This is a genomic window from Methylobacter sp. S3L5C, from assembly GCF_022788635.1.
Classification (GTDB): Bacteria; Pseudomonadota; Gammaproteobacteria; order Methylococcales; family Methylomonadaceae; genus Methylobacter_C.
In genome coordinates this window covers 4143171-4160527 of record NZ_CP076024.1, presented here as the reverse complement: position 1 = coordinate 4160527, position 17357 = coordinate 4143171, and the positions used below count along the sequence as shown (strand labels likewise).

The 17357-nt window shown below is 42.5% G+C and carries 13 protein-coding genes and 1 tRNA gene; 11 read left to right on the top strand and 3 right to left on the bottom strand.

Features of this window, described 5'->3' with window-relative positions:
* Positions 1–106: 106 nt before the first annotated feature.
* The gene (locus KKZ03_RS18845; RefSeq protein WP_243218294.1) at positions 107–745 is read right to left on the bottom strand and encodes a class II aldolase/adducin family protein; all 639 of its coding nucleotides are present in this window, start codon (positions 743–745) and stop codon (positions 107–109) included.
* Between the two features lie 485 nt (positions 746–1230).
* Here KKZ03_RS18845 and KKZ03_RS18840 point away from each other — a divergent pair, with 485 nt between their 5' ends.
* From KKZ03_RS18840 to pnp, 9 genes are all read left to right on the top strand, one after another.
* Positions 1231–1428, top strand: a complete 198-nt coding sequence (locus KKZ03_RS18840; protein ID WP_243218293.1) for a winged helix-turn-helix domain-containing protein — start codon at positions 1231–1233, stop codon at positions 1426–1428.
* 610 nt (positions 1429–2038) lie between these two features.
* Positions 2039–2115, top strand: a tRNA-Met gene (locus tag KKZ03_RS18835).
* A gap of 124 nt (positions 2116–2239) precedes the next feature.
* Entirely contained in the window at positions 2240–2725 is a 486-nt protein-coding gene (gene rimP, locus KKZ03_RS18830; protein WP_243218292.1) for a ribosome maturation factor RimP, read from the top strand.
* On the top strand, positions 2715–4214 hold the full coding sequence (gene nusA, locus KKZ03_RS18825; RefSeq protein ID WP_243218291.1) for a transcription termination factor NusA: 1500 nt from the start codon (positions 2715–2717) through the stop codon (positions 4212–4214). The genes rimP and nusA overlap by 11 nt, the downstream gene beginning before the upstream one ends.
* A 30-nt stretch (positions 4215–4244) precedes the next feature.
* Positions 4245–6908, top strand: a complete 2664-nt coding sequence (gene infB / locus KKZ03_RS18820) for a translation initiation factor IF-2 (RefSeq protein WP_243218290.1) — start codon at positions 4245–4247, stop codon at positions 6906–6908.
* A gap of 4 nt (positions 6909–6912) precedes the next feature.
* Positions 6913–7335 (top strand): 30S ribosome-binding factor RbfA, encoded by a 423-nt coding sequence (rbfA, locus tag KKZ03_RS18815; protein ID WP_243218289.1) that lies wholly within the window; start codon positions 6913–6915, stop codon positions 7333–7335.
* A complete protein-coding gene (gene truB / locus KKZ03_RS18810; protein WP_243218288.1) occupies positions 7332–8279 on the top strand; it encodes a tRNA pseudouridine(55) synthase TruB in 948 nt (315 codons plus the stop codon). Before rbfA ends, truB begins: the two co-directional genes overlap by 4 nt.
* A gap of 119 nt (positions 8280–8398) precedes the next feature.
* Positions 8399–8668, top strand: a complete 270-nt coding sequence (gene rpsO, locus KKZ03_RS18805; RefSeq protein WP_243218287.1) for a 30S ribosomal protein S15 — start codon at positions 8399–8401, stop codon at positions 8666–8668.
* A gap of 127 nt (positions 8669–8795) precedes the next feature.
* Entirely contained in the window at positions 8796–10889 is a 2094-nt protein-coding gene (pnp, locus tag KKZ03_RS18800; RefSeq protein ID WP_243218286.1) for a polyribonucleotide nucleotidyltransferase, read from the top strand.
* 145 nt (positions 10890–11034) lie between these two features.
* On the opposite strand, the gene KKZ03_RS18795 is transcribed toward pnp, so the two are convergent.
* Both KKZ03_RS18795 and KKZ03_RS18790 read right to left on the bottom strand, forming a co-directional pair.
* The gene (locus KKZ03_RS18795; protein WP_243218285.1) at positions 11035–13677 is read right to left on the bottom strand and encodes an EAL domain-containing protein; all 2643 of its coding nucleotides are present in this window, start codon (positions 13675–13677) and stop codon (positions 11035–11037) included.
* 72 nt (positions 13678–13749) lie between these two features.
* Entirely contained in the window at positions 13750–14445 is a 696-nt protein-coding gene (locus tag KKZ03_RS18790) for a hypothetical protein (protein WP_243218284.1), read from the bottom strand.
* 947 nt (positions 14446–15392) lie between these two features.
* Between KKZ03_RS18790 and KKZ03_RS18785 the strand changes: the two genes are divergently transcribed.
* Positions 15393–16442: a response regulator gene (locus tag KKZ03_RS18785; protein WP_243218283.1), complete on the top strand. Its 1050-nt coding sequence runs from the start codon at positions 15393–15395 to the stop codon at positions 16440–16442.
* On the top strand, positions 16439–17353 hold the full coding sequence (locus tag KKZ03_RS18780; RefSeq protein ID WP_243218282.1) for a diguanylate cyclase: 915 nt from the start codon (positions 16439–16441) through the stop codon (positions 17351–17353). The genes KKZ03_RS18785 and KKZ03_RS18780 overlap by 4 nt, the downstream gene beginning before the upstream one ends.
* Positions 17354–17357 lie beyond the last annotated feature (4 nt).

Genomic DNA, 17357 nt, shown 5'->3' with positions numbered 1-17357 from the left:
GACTAAACGTAAAATACGGCTAACGGACTATTTAATATTTTTTGTTTACCACGAAGACCATAAGGTTTTTACCAATAATCGATTATGATGAGTGTCTTTATTTAGGCTATTGCTTTGCCGTACTGATAGCCAATGATAAATACTTTATCAATATCCATGCTGCTTCTTGCATGTTTTTGCCAAAAGCAACGACTCCATCTTTATGTCCCAACATGGTAAATAGGGGTGTTTGTTGTAACTGACCAGTTTGAAATAGCTGCTCAACGGCGGTAGCCATTGCAACCGTGCCATAAGGAATGTCTGTGGGGATATGGGTTAGCTTAAGCGCGGCAGTACAGCTCCATAATTCAGGGCTATGCACATGAATAACGGCCTGTATGGTATTGTCTTGGGCATAAATGCTTGCATGAGTCAGTGCTTCAGATGAAGGTTTCTTCAGTCCGCATGATGAAAGCCGGTTTTTTCGGGGATCTGCGTTGATAACCAGGCAATAATGTTCCGGATTTAACTGTTCAATAGATCCTGTTTGCGTGCCGCTAATAATAAACTGACTACTTAGGGGGTAAAGTCGTTGACTGATATTGCCAAAACCAAGATTGTTATAGCGATCAGGATCCTGTCCAATAAGGCCAAGACGAAAAATAATAGTGCGCCAGGCATTAATTTCATTAAATGAAAAAGTTTCCTTGATAGGCTTTTGCATATGCTGCAATTGATATTTTATGACACCTTCTTGCTCTTTCATCGGGATAGGTTTTTATAGTGCAGCATGATTAAATCTAAAAACGTCAGTTTATCCACGAAAAGTACCAAAGACACGAAAAAATTTCGTATATTAATAGAGTCATTGGTTTTTCAGAATTTACGCTTGGGAGGAGTGTCAGGGAATGGAAAATACCTTGACTGGGAAATTTCACAAATAGAAGGGTATTTGATAAGTGCGTTATTAAATAGCGCGAACCTTTGGCAATATTTTGGGCGGCAAAGTCTTTTGCTTAAATTCTCTGTGATATTGATGCAATTGAGGTTTCATAGCTAATTTATTTATATCTGCAAAGACAAAGTCGGCCTGAATAGCTATACTAATTGCGGCAGAGTATCTATTAGAGGATAGAGTTGATAGAGCTGCTACTCAATATCCTGTGGGAGATAAAATAAACTATTTATTCCTGATTTTATTTAGGGTAATATCGATTGTGACTTAATTAATGACTCTAAGGTGATAGTAATATGTCAGACATAGTAGGCAATACAGCAGGTGAAATCTGGAAGTATCTGGATAAAAATGGCGCGACCACTATAGCCAAGTTAACCAGGGAAACTAAAATAGATGAAAAAAATATTCAACGTGGTATCGGTTGGCTGGCTCAAGAAGGAAAGGTTTCTCTTGAGATAGTCAATCGTGCAGAAACCATTTCTTTGACATAACAACAACTGCTTTTTGAGCGCCTGTTTTTGTGTCGGTGATGTTTGATTGTTTTCTGTAAAAGGGTTTTAGATGCGTTGATCACAGCTAAAACCCTTTTCATTTAAGGTGCCTCATTACCCATAATCTCTCGAAGAAATAATTTCTGTTAGTATCGAAATCATTTATCTGAAAATCAATAACCCCTTTTTTTTAGTTAAGAACGGCTCTAATTCGAGTCAAGAATTCCGGCGCTAAGTCCCCAAATTGCCAAACCACCATTTATAGATGCTGATGGCTGGTATTATCCCCAGCGTTTGCATTGGCATGCCGGGTTGTTGCGTAAAAATCCGGATCTCGATTTCTTAATCGGTGTTTATCATTTTAATAAAGCTTAATATTGATAGTGTGTGTCAGGTTTAATTTGGCACCTATATTAATAAGGTGTGATCACTATTTAAAAAACCATTCTTTATTTTTTCAGTCATCCCTTAAGTCTTGTTGATGCAGGGTTGTAAGCTGTTTACTTGCTTTTATTAAAGGTTGATGCGGGCTTTGTTTTTAACCGTTTAAAAAATAAAGTTATAAAACACTTGCCAAATTCTGATAAATGCTTATAATAGCTAAATCAATCGCGGGGTGGAGCAGCTTGGTAGCTCGTCGGGCTCATAACCCGAAGGTCGTAGGTTCAAATCCTGCCCCCGCTACCATATTTTAGAACCCCATTTTGGGGTTTTTTATTTTCTGGGCTTCGGTTTTGGGAAGCTTAAAATTAGATTGTTTATGGAAGAGCCTTTGGCTCTTTTTTTTTGTTCGAAAATAAGTGAGAAAACCATGAAACAGGCTCCTGAGCATTTGGTCAACTTAATCGAGCCAATTGTTGAAGGCTTGGGTTATGAGTGTGTTGGTATTGACTATAACCCGCATCCACAGCATGGCTTGTTAAGAATTTATATTGATAGTGAAAATGGTATTTTGGTTGAAGACTGCACTAAAGTCAGTCACCAAATTAGTGGTGTTTTGGATGTGGAAGATCCCATACAAGGCAACTATCAGTTAGAAGTATCTTCTCCGGGTGGAGACAGACCGTTTTTTAAGATAAGTCAGTTTGAACAATTTATCGGCAGTATGGTATTGGTTAATCTATTTAAAGCAATAGGTGGCCGAAGAAAAATTACCGCCCTGATAAAAAAAGTTGAAGATGATATTATTACGCTTCAGGAAGGCGAACAGATTTATGAGGTGCCTTTTGATGCGATGAGTAAAGCGCGTTTGGTGCCTGAATATTTAATTGAAAAAGGAGGCCGCAGTGGCAAATAAAGAAATCTTGTTAGTAGTTGAGGTTTTTTCTAATGAAAGAGAGATTGAAAAGGAAATCGTTTTCCAGGCAATAGAGTCAGCACTGGAAGCTGCTACGGTAAAGCGTCACACCAATCCCATCAAAGCGCGTGTTGTCATTGACAGAAAGACCGGAGGCTACCTCACTTATCGACAATGGGATGTCGTTGATACTAATCTGTCTTGTGCTGGTGATGTTGAATTTCCAACCACTCAGGTGTTATTAGAGGTTGCCCTGCTGGATAATCCGGAAATCCAAATTGGTGATGTGGTAGAAGAAGAAATTGAATCTGTTGATTTCGGACGTATCGCTGCGCAAACTGCCAAGCAGGTTATTATCCACAAAGTTCGGGAAGCTGAACGCAGAAAAATTGTTGAAGCCTATAACAGCCGTGTCGGTGAGCTGATTACCGGGATTGTCAAACGTATTGAAAAAGGCAGTGTTTATCTGGACTTGGGTGGCCATGTAGAAGCCTATATCGCCAAAGAAGATATGATTCCACGCGAAGCCATTCGTATTGGTGACAGAATTCGGGGCTATTTAAAAGATGTCAGGTCAGAACCCCGTGGTCCACAATTATTTGTTAGCCGTACGGCACCTGAATTATTAATTGCTTTATTTCGTCTGGAAGTACCCGAAGTCGGTGAGGGTTTAATCTCAGTAATTGGTGCGGCGCGTGATCCAGGCTCCAGAGCCAAGTTGGCAGTCAAAAGTAATGATCCCCGTCTTGATCCGGTGGGTGCTTGTGTAGGCATGCGCGGTTCCAGAGTGCAATCAGTGACCAATGAGCTGGCTGGCGAGCGCGTCGACATTATTCTTTGGAATCCCAGTGAGGCTCAGTTTGTCATTAATGCCATGTCACCGGCTGAAATTCAGTCCATTGTTGTGGATGAAGACAAACACAGTATGGATCTTGCCGTCAGTTCAGATAACCTGTCGCAGGCTATCGGTCGGGGTGGTCAAAATGTACGTCTGGCAAGCCAGTTAACCGGTTGGGAATTAAATGTTATTGATGCCTCCAAAGCAGATCAAAATGCTGAAGCGGAAGTTGGCAAGATAAAGCAATTGTTTATAGATCAATTAGATGTCGATGAAGATATCGCGTTGATTTTGGCTGAAGAAGGTTTTATTAGCGTCGAAGAAATTGCCTATGTTCCTGTCAGTGAAATGCTTGAAATTGAAGGCTTTGATGAAGATTTGGTCAATGAATTAAGAAGTCGGGCAAAAGATGCCTTATTGATTAGTGCCATTGCCATGGAAGAAAAAATAGAAACAGCAAAGCCGGCACAAGACTTGCTGGAAATGGACGGTATGGATGCTGATCTGGCCCATGACCTGGCAAGTCAGGGTATTATCACAATGGATGATTTAGCAGAACAAGCAGTTGATGATTTGCTGGGTTTTTCAGGCATGAACGAAGAGCGGGCGGCAAAATTAATTATGAAGGCGCGTGAGCCTTGGTTTGCTTAAGGCACATAGCGAGTAAGTAAGGGGTTAAAGATGAGCGATAAAACAGTACAGCAATTAGCAGAGATAGTAAAAATACCTCTGGAACGATTATTAGAGCAACTAAAAGAAGCGGGTTTATCTGCCAGAGCTCCTGATGATGTTATTAATGAAGATGAAAAAATGCAGTTGCTTGCGCATTTGCGTAAGCGGCATGGTAAGGCTGAGGGCGAAGTCAGTAATTCCCCCCGACGTGTCACTTTGGAACGCAGAAAAGTAACTGAAATCAAACAGGCTAGCGCGCCTGGTAGTTCTACGAAAACCATTAGCGTTGAAGTTCGTAAAAAGAAAACATATATAAAACGTAGTGAAGTAAGCGATCCTGATTTAAGTAACAAAGAAGAATTGGTAAAGCCTGTTTTGGTTGAGCCGGTAAAAATAGCAGAAGTTGTTTTAACGCCTGCTGAAAAATTGCCTGTTGTTGAAGCACCCGTTGTTGTAGTAAAAATTGCTCCAATAGAAGAAGCGATTGAAGTTGAGCCCGTCAAAATTGAACCGGAAGTTCAGGCTGTCACTGTACAAGAGGTTGAAGTTGAGCCTGTTGAGCCCATTGAATCACTTGAATCTGAAGCTAAATTTGAAGCTTTAAAAATAAAGGAAGAAAAGAAAATCAAGCAGGAAAAATCGATCAAAACCAATGAAGCGGATGAGGCCAAGAAAAAGCTGCAGGAAAAAGAGCGTCGACTTGAGGAATCCATCAAGAGAAATGCTGATAAAGTAAGACAGCAAGCGGCGGCCAAGCAGGAAACACTGCACAGAAAAAAGCAGGAAGAAGGCGGCGGCAATGCTCGTCCATCCGGTAAAGATGCTAAAAGAGGCAAGAAAAAAGGCAAGCAACCACAACGTGTTGCTGTACAAAATGATGGTAAACATCAGTTTGAGATGCCGGTTGCACCGATAGTCAAAGACGTCACCATACCAGAAATGATTATTGTGTCCGATCTTGCCCAGAAAATGAGTGTCAAAGCGGCGATGGTCATCAAGCATTTGATGAAGCTGGGCATTATGGCAACTATCAATCAAAGCATTGACCAGGAAACAGCGGTCATTTTGGTTGAGGAAATGGGTCATAAAGCGATTATGCAGAGTGATGATGACCTTGAGCAAGAAATGCTGGCTGAAGCGCAGGTAGAAGATACTCGTGTTGAACTGCCACGCGCACCTATTGTTACCATTATGGGTCACGTCGATCATGGTAAAACATCGTTGCTTGATTATATTCGCAAAACCCGTGTTGCTGCCGGTGAGGCGGGTGGTATTACCCAGCATATCGGTGCTTATCAAGTTAAAACAGATCATGGTTCGGTAACCTTTTTGGATACACCCGGACATGCTGCCTTTACTGCCATGAGAGCCAGAGGCGCGGACATTACTGACGTAGTCATTATTGTTGTTGCTGCCGATGATGGTGTGATGCCACAAACGAAAGAAGCCGTTGAGCATGCAAGAGCTGCTAATGTGCCAATTATCGTAGCCATCAATAAAATCGATAAACCGGATGCAAATCCTGAAAAAGTCATGCAAGAACTATCGGTTCTTAATGTGCTTGCAGAAGAATGGGGCGGCGATGTCCAGTTTCTTAAAATTTCTGCCAAGACCGGTGAAGGCATTGATGATTTAATTGAAGCTTTAATTGTTCAGACCGAAATTTTAGAGTTGAAAGCACCGGTTGAAGGCGCTGCATCAGGTCTTGTGATTGAGTCAAGACTGGATAAAGGTCGTGGTGCTGTTGCGACAATAATGATTCAAAAAGGTACCTTGGAAAGTGGCCAAATGGTACTTTGCGGTCAAGAATATGGCCGGGTTCGCGCCATGTTTAACGAAAATGGAAAAGCCATTAAAGAAGCCGGTCCTTGTTCTCCGGTTGAAATTCTTGGCTTGTCGGGTACACCCAATGCCGGTGACGAGTTTCTGGTGGTTCAAAACGAACGTATTGCCAAAGACTTGGCAAAACATCGTGAAGACCGCAAAAAATTCACTAAACATGCTGCACAACGGGCTTCCAAGCTGGATGAAGTATTCTCCAGAATGGCAACCGGTGAGATTGCCAGTGTAAATCTGGTTATCAAAACAGATGTGCAAGGCAGTTTGGAAGCATTACGTGGATCACTGGTTTCCTTATCCAACGAAGAAGTAGAAGTCAAGATTGTTTTTGGCGGTGTTGGCGGTATTAATGAAGGTGATGCCAATCTGGCATTGGCTTCGGGTGCGATCTTAATGGGCTTTAATGTTAGAGCCGATACGACAGCCAGAAAGCTGATTGAAGAAAAAAATATTGACCTGCATTATTACAGTGTTATTTATGATGCGATTGATGAAGTCAAGAAAGCGATTAGCGGTATGTTGGCGCCTGAAATCAAGGAACAAATTGTCGGTCTCGCTGAAGTTCGCGACGTATTCCGGTCACCAAAGTTTGGTGCTATTGCCGGTTGTATGGTCATTGATGGTTTTGTTAAAAGAAGCCTGCCCATTCGTGTATTGCGAGACAATGTCGTTATTTATGAAGGCCAGTTGGAATCGTTACGTCGCTTCAAAGATGATGCCGCCGAAGTTAAAATGGGCATGGAATGTGGTATCGGCGTAAAAAATTACAACGATGTTCAGCCTGGCGATCAGATCGAAGTATTTGAACGCATAGAAATCAAGCGGGAACTGTAAGCTTATGGCAAAAGAATTTGGTCGTAATGCCCGTGTTTCATCACAGATGCAAAAAGAGCTTTCCTTAATCTTGTTGCGTGATATCGATGATTCGAGGTTGGGTTTTGTTACTATCAATGAAGTTGTAGTAACTAAAGATCTGGCCGTTGCTAAAGTTTATGTCACCGTGTTAAATGTTGATGAGCAAGGTAAGCGCGCGAACGTTAAATTGTTAAATGAGATGTCACCGGTTATCCGGCATCAGTTGGCAAAAAGAATGCGCTTAAGGCATATTTCTGAACTGCGCTTTCATTATGATGACTCCTTTGATACCGGTATGCGGGTGGCCGAGTTATTAAGTGATGTGATTAAGCCCATCGGCGACGTTAAGGACAAGCCCGAAGACGACGCTCAGGACAAGCATGATTCGGATATTTCCGATACATGAGTAAACGCAAGTCCGGACTTAATATTCACGGCATATTGCTGTTGGATAAGCGTCTGGGCGTTTCATCAAATAAGGCGTTGCAGGAAGTCAGGCATTTATTTAATGCCAATAAAGCAGGACATACCGGTAGCCTTGATCCTTTGGCAACCGGCTTGTTGCCGCTTTGTTTTGGCGAAGCCACTAAAGTATCGGCATTAATGCTGGATGACAATAAACGTTATCAGGTACTTGTGCAGCTCGGTGTCATGACTGATACCGGTGATGCAGAAGGCACTGTTATCGAGACCAAACCGGTTCCCGATTTATCGATTGAACAAATACAAGTCTGCCTGCAGCAGTTTACCGGTGCAATCGATCAGGTTCCCCCCATGTATTCTGCGTTAAAACATAACGGCAGAAAACTCTATGAATTGGCACGCGAAGGTAAAACCATTGAGCGTAAAGCTCGACGTATTAACATCTTCGAATTAAAGTTGTTGCCCTATTCCGATGCCGAGATCAGCAAACCCGATCAATTACGGTTGGAAGTATTCTGTTCCAAAGGTACTTATATCAGATCACTGGCTGAAGATATCGGTCATGTTCTGGGCTGCGGTGGTACGGTAACCCAATTACGTCGGTTGGAAGCAGGTCAGTTTAGTATTAAAGATGCCATGACTATTGAGCAGTTAAGGGCGCTAACCGAGCAAGATTTGTTTCAAGCGCTTATGCCTGTTGACAAACCTTTGGAAGCCTTGCGTAGCGTACAGTTATCGGAGGCACAAGCCATTTCCATAAAATATGGACAAGCAATCCATTTGGCTCCAGACCTGGCTTTTGCTTTGGAAGGTGGGGAAGGGCTGTTAAGGCTGTATCACAGGGATGTTTTTTTAGGCTTGGGAGAAATGCTATTGGATGGTAAAATAACACCGAAAAAATTGTTTAATATAAACAATCAACAGTAACGGGATAAATCACGTTACTGTAATAAATATTGATTTCTACACCCTATCGTGGAAGTCAATGTACTAAAGACCGTTATCAGACGGTTTTATTTTTTAATTTTAATCTTAGGGGATTATAAATGCCATTTACTGCAGAACAAAAAAAAGTCGTTGTTGAAGCCTACCGTCAATCAGAAACCGATACTGGCTCACCTGAAGTACAAGTTGCCTTATTGACAGCGCACATTCTTCATTTAACACCGCATTTTGCCGCTCATAAAAAAGATAACCATTCACGTCGCGGTTTGTTGCGTATGGTTAATCAGCGTCGTAAATTGTTGGATTATTTAAAAAATAAAGACAGCGGTCGGTATCGTTCATTGATTGAGCGCTTGGGTTTACGTAAGTAAAAACAGCCTGATTCAATTGCTGTAAACGGCTTGCGATTTTATTTAATAAACGTCGTTAAGAAGCAGCACATACGAGACCTTGCCCTGCAAGGTCTCTGTACATAATATCCACACAAAGGAACCTATAGTGAATCCTATCAGGAAAGAATTTCAGTATGGCGATAAGCTCGTTACGCTAGAAACTGGTGAAATCGCACGTCAAGCAGACGGTGCTGTCATAATCGATGTCGATGGTACATCACTGCTAGTCACTGTCGTTGGTAAAAAAGAAGCCAATGGTGGAGATTTTTTCCCGTTAACGGTTAATTATCAAGAAAAAGCCTACGCAGCGGGTAAAATTCCCGGCGGCTTTTTTAAGAGAGAAGGACGTCCCAGCGAAAAAGAAACCTTAACCTCCAGACTAATTGATCGGCCTATTCGTCCGCTCTTTCCTGAAGGTTATACCAACGAAGTTCAGATTATTGCTACAGTAATCTCGTTAAATCCAGACGTTGATCCTGAAATTCCTGCGCTTTTGGGTGCTTCTGCTGCTTTGGCAGTATCAGGCTTACCTTTTAACGGCCCCATTGGAGCTGCTTGCGTAGGTTATAAAGACGGCGTTTATTTAATAAACCCATCACCTGCCGCGTTAAAAGATTCTGCATTAACCCTGGTTGTCGCCGGTACTGCTCATGCAGTATTAATGGTTGAATCTGAAGCCACCGGTTTATCTGAAGAAATTATGTTGGGTGCGGTTTTATTTGGTCACCAACAAATGCAAATAGCCATTAATGCCATTAATGAATTTGCACTAGCTGCAGGTACGGGTGTCGTTGAATGGGTCGCTCCTGAAGCGAATGCTGAATTGGTCAGATTAGTTACCGAAGAAATTGAAGCCGGCATTAAAGCCGCTTATCAAGTAGCTGAAAAACTGGTCAGACAAGAACAGTTAAAAGCGCTCAGAAATGCCGTTGTTGAAAAATTGACCGCCAACGCTGACTATGCCGAAAAAGATATCCGAGGCATCATCGAACATCTGGAATACCGCATTGTTCGTAACGCCATTCTAATTGATGGCAAGCGTATTGATGGCAGGGCTTTAGACAAGATCAGACCAATTTCCATCAGAACCGGTGTCTTGCCAAGAACCCATGGTTCTGCCTTGTTTACCCGTGGTGAAACACAAGCCCTGGTTGTGGCAACCTTGGGTACTGCCCGTGATGCACAAATCATTGATGCTTTGGCCGGTGAATATAAAGAACCGTTCATGTTGCATTACAATTTCCCTCCGTATAGTGTGGGTGAAACCGGTTTTGTCGGTTCACCAAAACGTCGTGAAATTGGTCATGGCCGCTTGGCAAAACGTGGCGTTGCTGCCGTGTTACCTAATATGGATGAATTTCCTTATACCATTCGTGTGGTTTCTGAAATTACTGAATCCAACGGTTCAAGCTCAATGGCTTCCGTTTGCGGTAGCAGTTTGGCGTTGATGGATGCCGGTGTGCCAATTAAATCACCTGTTGCCGGTATCGCAATGGGCTTGATTAAAGAAGGCGACAGCTTTGCAGTTTTATCTGACATCATGGGTGATGAAGATCATCTTGGCGATATGGACTTTAAAGTTGCAGGTTCCGTAGAAGGCATTACCGCTCTGCAAATGGACATCAAAATTGATGGCATCACTGCAGAAATTATGAAAGCGGCACTGGAACAGGCAAAACAAGGTCGTTTGCATATTCTGGAAGAAATGAACAAGGCATTATCAAGCACACGCGATGAAATGTCTGATTTTGCGCCACGCATCATCACGTTTAAAATTGATCCGAGCAAAATTCGTGAAGTTATCGGTAAAGGCGGCGCAACCATTCGCAGCATTACCGAACAAACCGGTGCCAGTATTGATTTAACCGATGACGGTGTAGTTAAAGTCGCTTCTGTTGATAAAGCCGCAGGTGAAGAAGCCCGCCGTCTTATCGAAGAAATTACTGCAGAAGTTGAAGTCGGCAAAATTTACGAAGGTAAAGTTGCCAGACTAATGGACTTTGGCGCTTTCGTTACCATTCTTCCTGGTAAAGATGGTCTGGTGCATATCTCACAAATTTCAGACGAGCATGTTGATAAAGTCAGCGACCGTTTAAATGAAGGCGATGTAGTCAGAGTTAAAGTACTTGAAATTGACCGCCAAGGTAGAGTCAGATTAAGTATTAAAGAAGTTGATAAAGAAGACGCAGCAGCATTGTAATACAAAGCTGTTCGTAGTACAGAAAAAGGGCCGCAAGGCCCTTTTTTTTGCCTGACAGATACCATCCTTTTAAGCATAGTAGTAGGTCGGGTTAGGCGCTAGCCGTAACCCGGCATAGATACTGACAGTTACAATCTTGTCATATTTAATTAGGTCTTGTTGCATTGATTGACGGGATATTAGCCCAGACGGGATCAGGTTTCCAGCTAAGACACCAATCAGGCAGCTCATTGGCCGGCATGGGCAGGGCAATACCATAACCTTGCGCAAGATCACAACCCAGTTGTCTGAGTAGCGTGCCATGTTCAATGGTTTCAACACCGACAGCGATAACCTTAAGATCAAAGGCCGGTGCCAGCCCCAGTAAACCTTTAACAATGGCCTGATCATTGGGATCTTTAATAATGTCACGCACAAAGCTTTGATCTATCTTGAGTATGGTCACCGGCAGGCGCTTTAGATAAGTCAATGAAGAATAGCCGGTGCCAAAGTTATCCAGGGCAAATTTAAAGCCCATTTCTTTGCTGATTTCAAGCACTTTGGATACCTTGCTCAAATCTTCCATGGCACTGATTTCCAATACTTCCAGCTCCAAAGAGGCCGGATTAACGGTCGGATGAGCGGCAAGAAAAGTCCGTAAACTCTCTAGAAATCCGCTGTGTTGTAACTGACGGGCATCGATATTAATACTCACCGGGATGGTCAATCCGGCGGCAGTCCAGCGTTCCATTTGGGTCAGAACCGTATCAATAACCCACTCGCCAAGGTCTATTGCCAAAGGATTATCTGCAATAATCGGCATAAAAATATTTGGCGGCAGTAAGCCTTTGCTGGGGTGTTGCCAGCGAATCAAGGCCTCAACGCCGATAATTGCCGCTGTCTGCATATTAACTTTGGGCTGATAATACAGCACAAATTCATGCGCGATCAGTGCCTGGCGTATACGCTCCAGACTTTCATGGTGACCACGGATATGACTATCCTGGACAACATCAAAAAAATGGTAATTATTCTTGCCTGCCAGCTTGGCCTGATACATCGCCAGATCGGCTTGATGTAGCAGTTGATCGATATTGGTATTATCTGTCGAGGCATAAAACGTGACCCCCAAACTGGCTGAAACCTGCAGAGTATACTGGTTGAAATGTACCGGCCGGGAGGCTGCCATCAGTATGCGGCTGAGTATCGGCACGCTGGCTTCAATAGTACCAATATCAAGCAAAATGGCGACAAACTCATCGCCGCCGATTCGAGCCAGGGTATCGCCATCACGCAGAGCCTGTTTCATACGCTGCGCTGCGGCAATCAATAATTGATCACCCGCTTCATGGCCATAATTGTCATTAATCGACTTAAAACCATCGAGGTCAATATAGATAACTGCCAACTGTTCGCCTCGTCTTCGGCTTTGCGCTATGCCCTGATACAGGCGATCTGCCAATAATAAACGATTAGGCAGACTGGTTAGGGCATCATAATGGGCGATATGCTCCAGCTCATTTTCATGTTCTTTGATCATGGTGATATCAGATAACAGGGATACATATTTCCGGGCGGAGGTTTGATGTTCATCGCTGACGGTATTAATACTTTGCATCACGGCATAAACTTCACCATTTTTACGCCGGTTCCATACTTCGCCATACCAATGGCCTTTGGTATTAAGGTTGTACCAGACTGTTTCAAAGAAATTATTATCCTGAAGGCCGGCGTTTAAGATACGCATGTTTTTACCCACAATATCGTCAAGTTCATAGCCGGTAATACGACTAAAGGCTTTGTTAATATCCAGGATAGTACCGTCAGAAGAGAGAATCATAATGCCTTCCAGGGTATTGGTAAACACACTGGCGGCCAGTTGAAGTTTTTCCTCCAGTGCTTTTTTTTCGGTGATATCCCTGTTGACTTCAAGTAAACCAATAATTTTATCGTCAGCAGAGCGTAATGGCACTTTAACGGAATCAAAAATACGCAAGCTGCCATCGCTGTGATAAATATGATTGGTGTTATGCATGATTTTACCGGACAGCACGGCCAGGTCGCTATGCTCATCGCTTTGCTTATAACGGGCCAAGCCATTTTCTTGGTCCGTTTTACCATACAGGTCAGTCGGTTTTTTACCAATGGCTTGCGCAAAAGTCTCATTGCAAAGAATGGTATTTAAATTAGCATCTTTGGCTAAAATATAATCGGCCGAAGAATTAATCATATTTTCCAGTAGTACAGATTTCTCCTGAAGCTTTGCTTCGGCGGCCAACTGGCGCATTTCACTACGATAACCCTCAACTATTTGGGCACAGGCAGCCAGTACCGGTTGCAGGTTCTTAACCAGTGCTTCATCATAGCCATCGGGGCGATTAGCCATACCCAGACAGCCAATAATTTCATCTTCACAATAAAGGCATAAACCCAGAAAGCAATCCAGCGCAGGATGACCGGGTGGCATCCGTCCGCAACTATGGCTATCATGAGCCGGATCGTTGGCAATAACAGGGGCATTGGTAATAACAGTCGCGAAATAGAGGGAGTCGGTCGCATAAAATTTTAAGCCGCTGGAGTAATTATCCTCCCAAAAACGCCGACTGGCATCATCCCAGGTAATATTGGTCATCGCCAAGGCTTGCAGGTATTGGCCTCCAGTTTCATCATATTTTAATTCATTAATAAAACCAAACTGGCTATTAGTCAAATTGAGAATATCCGTTAATAAGCTGTTGAATACCTCATCCGCCGGTTTTGACTTAATATAAAGTGCCTGTAGGCGATTGATACAGTTTAATATTTTCATAAATACCTGGTTGGATTTGTTAGATAACAGATGGCTTAATGGCCAAAATCCGGGGTTTGTAAAAGGCTATTGTCAAATACCCAAAACTGCCCTTTGTACGGCACTCCACTCACCATGAGGCTCGCTTTTATCCCACCACCGCAGTCGATATTCACGGGTTTCATGGGTATTGCCGGGTTCAAAGGGTCGTTCATCCAGATAGGGTTTTACGGTATCAATAGCCAGAAAACTCCAATCGCCACCATTAATGCGGCTTTCAATCCAGATGCCATCGTGGCCATATTTTTTAAAATCAATCCGTACCCGGCTACCGGCAGGTCCAAGCTCTACCGAAAGAGACGCTTCAGGAACCAGATGTTCAGTAGTATTGGCGGTAGCAATAATACCCAGATCATGGCCGATAGCCTCATGGTAATTGAGGCTGGCTTTGATACGGGCAATTTGGCTAAATAAACGTTTTTGGATGCCGGGCGCAGGCGCAGGGGGTGGATCAGGAAAAACAGAAGGTTGCGGATAGCTGATAGGGGACTTGCCACTACCACTTGTCATCAGCACCTTATAGGCGGTTGCCTCCTTGGCATCGCGATGCACGGCAGGATACCAGTGTTGCAATAGCCAGACATAATAAAGACAATCCGTCAGGGTAGCGGCTATTTCCTTGGCATCAATACCACAGACCGGGCCATCGATAGGGAGTTTTAAAGCATAGTGAGAAAGCCAGACAACTTGCCCGGCTTCAGTCGTGGGGAAAAAACTATTAGTAGTCATGGTAAAAGGCAGTCTCCGGCCGAATTGATTAGCGATAATCGGTTGTTTTAGCAAAAGGCAGGCATTATTAACTGGGTGGTCGCTAGTTATAGGGCTTTTGCTATTACTATAAATAGCGGTAGCGGGTCTGGCTGGGCTTCTTGTCTGGTGCTTAAGCTACGCTTCTTTTTATTCGTTGTCATTAAAATTATTGCCAACATTAACAGCAAGCTATTTTTGTTTCTTTTTGGCAATGATAAAGAGCGGGCAGTATATGTAAAGGCTTACAAAAAAACAGTTGGCGTACCTACTAAAACAGTTAGTGGACTTACCAAAACACTGGGTGTACATACCAAAACACTGGGTAGGCTTACCAATAATCTTGAATAGCTCTTTAAGGCTATGAAATAGCCAACAGAAATAGTCTATGTATGCCCTGACCATATGAGGTAACAAGGAACAATAATTGGTGCTGTTACCTACTATTAAAGCTAAAGATTTTCAGAAATTAAATTGTCAATTTGCTTGGCTACAAGTTGATACAGATAACATCTCTTGAAGGGACGGAGTCTGTATGAAGCCAAATAACCCTTCTAATTAGCTAGTAGGAATGCTGCTTGACTGGTAATATGTGCAATATTTTTATTCTTTAAGTTAAATATTTGTTATCTGCAAATAGTAGGCTTTATCTTCCTGACTTAGGTTTTATTACTTTAAATTACTCTAAAAAATATTATTTTATTTAATTTTATCACTAATAAAGTGCTTGTTATTAGCAACAAGGTAATATGAGATTTATACGCCAATAAATGGCATCAGCGGATTTTAAATATTGACATTGCTTAAAGCAATATTAACTGACACAGGGATTATATGAAAAAGATTAGTAGTAGCTGTCTTAATTTGCTTGGCTATAGGGTTATAGTTAACGATGTTCTTGATTTATCCAAACCCAAAGCTGGTTTACGTTGAATGATTTTAATAAACAGTTGGTTGGTTTACATATTCTGGTCGCTGAAGATAATCTTTTTAATCAGAAAATTATCCAGAAATTTCTCAACTTATTGGGTATTAATGTCGAGTTTGCCAATAATGGCAAAGAAGCGTTAGCATTATTGGAGATGGTTAAATTTGATGCGGTATTAATGGATATCAACATGCCGGTTATGGATGGTATTACCGCTACACAGCAACTACGTAGTCAGCCACGTTTTGCCAAGTTACCGATCATTGCACTCACGGCTGCGGTATCTGAAGCAGAACGCGATCAATATATGGCTGCAGGCATGAACGATATGATCAGTAAACCCATTAATCCGACTTTGCTTACGTCAGCACTGGTGCGCTGGATAAAATTTCGTGGCGTAATGGCAACTGATAGCGATATTGTGCCTGAAAGTATAGAGACTGTTGAACAAGAGCCGCCTATTAAAGAATTGCCGTATTTTGACAAGACCGCGCTATTAGTGATGCTGGGTAATAATCAAGATTTGACGGACCGATTATTAGTTGATTTTAAGGAGGACATGCAAAATTTTCCGGCTGAAATTGCCGCCATGATAACAGTAAAGGATATCTCCTCTATCTGGGCACATATACATAGTCTTAAAGGTGTCGCTGGTAATCTGGGGGCCTTGCAATTGCATGCGGCAGCAATACTATTGCAAACGCAACTAAAGGAAGGGTTGCCGACTGCTGCCATGGTTAATGATTTCAATGCTGTTTTTGTCAAAACCATGTCGAAGATTACCCTACCGCCGCAGCCTGCCATAGTGTCGCCCCAAAATACCGGTAATAGTGAAATAGTGCGGCACTGTATCAACGAACTAGATGCGTTACTAAGAGAGCATGATTTTATCCCTGAAATCTTGTTAAATAATCTTATGGAAAATTTGGCAACGGTAAAATTTAAGCTGTTTATTCGCTTACGAAAATTAATCTACGATCTTCACTACCAAGATGCACGCTTATTGTTGCAACAATTGGTAGTACTCCCGGATATACAAGAGACCTTATGATCATTACCCAACATTATCCAATGATACTTATTGTTGACGATATGCCCGTCAACATCAAAATTCTTGCGGAAGCTTTAGGTTCAGGTTATCGCATTAAAGTAGCCAATAATGGTAAGGATGCGCTGGAGATTGCAGAGCGTGAGCAGCCGGATTTAATCCTTTTGGATATCATGATGCCAAAAATGAATGGTTTTGAAGTTTGCCGACATTTGAAGGAAAATGCGCAGACTTGTAAAATTGCCGTGATGTTCTTGACGCTTTTGAGTGGTGAAATTAATGAGGAGCAGGGTTTAAACCTTGGCGCCGTTGACTACATTACCAAACCTATCGCCATCCCGATTGTTAAGGCCCGTATCCGTAATCACATCCAACTTAAGCAGCAAGCTGACTTATTGGAATCTCTCGCGATGATTGATGCACTGACACTTATTCCCAATCATCGTCGTTTTGATGAAACCCTGGTGTCAGAATGGCGGCGCGCCATGCGTGATAAAACATCATTATCATTGCTGGAAATCAATGTCGATTATTTCAAAGGTTATATCGATGAATATGGCTATGGCATTGGCGATATATTGTTAAAAATGCTTGCCATTACTTTAGCAAAAAATCTGGAGCGGCCGGGCGATTTTATTGCCAGATATAACAACGATACCTTTATGGTTATTCTGCCGGACGCCGATGAAAAGACTGCTTTACAGATTGCCGAAGGCCTGCGTGAGAGTGTTGAAAAGTTGGGGGTAGTCCATATTGACTCAACAGCCGGTTTTGTCACGATTAGTGTAGGGGTGGCCACTAAAATTGCTGTTTCGCAAAATTTATTCCCCAAGATACTCTGCGAAGCAGCAAACAGCGGAGTTAATAGTGCAACAAAAAATGGCGGTAACCAAGTATCTGTTTATGTGATATAGCCGT

Coding starts and splice junctions, on each gene's coding strand:
- rimP (WP_243218292.1), top strand. CDS start 2,240: ATGAAACAGGCTCCTGAGCATTTGGTCAACTTAATCGAGCCAATTGTT.
- KKZ03_RS18840 (WP_243218293.1), top strand. CDS start 1,231: ATGTCAGACATAGTAGGCAATACAGCAGGTGAAATCTGGAAGTATCTG.
- rbfA (WP_243218289.1), top strand. CDS start 6,913: ATGGCAAAAGAATTTGGTCGTAATGCCCGTGTTTCATCACAGATGCAA.
- KKZ03_RS18780 (WP_243218282.1), top strand. CDS start 16,439: ATGATCATTACCCAACATTATCCAATGATACTTATTGTTGACGATATG.
- KKZ03_RS18790 (WP_243218284.1), bottom strand. CDS start 14,445: ATGACTACTAATAGTTTTTTCCCCACGACTGAAGCCGGGCAAGTTGTC.
- truB (WP_243218288.1), top strand. CDS start 7,332: ATGAGTAAACGCAAGTCCGGACTTAATATTCACGGCATATTGCTGTTG.
- infB (WP_243218290.1), top strand. CDS start 4,245: ATGAGCGATAAAACAGTACAGCAATTAGCAGAGATAGTAAAAATACCT.
- KKZ03_RS18845 (WP_243218294.1), bottom strand. CDS start 745: ATGAAAGAGCAAGAAGGTGTCATAAAATATCAATTGCAGCATATGCAA.
- rpsO (WP_243218287.1), top strand. CDS start 8,399: ATGCCATTTACTGCAGAACAAAAAAAAGTCGTTGTTGAAGCCTACCGT.
- KKZ03_RS18795 (WP_243218285.1), bottom strand. CDS start 13,677: ATGAAAATATTAAACTGTATCAATCGCCTACAGGCACTTTATATTAAG.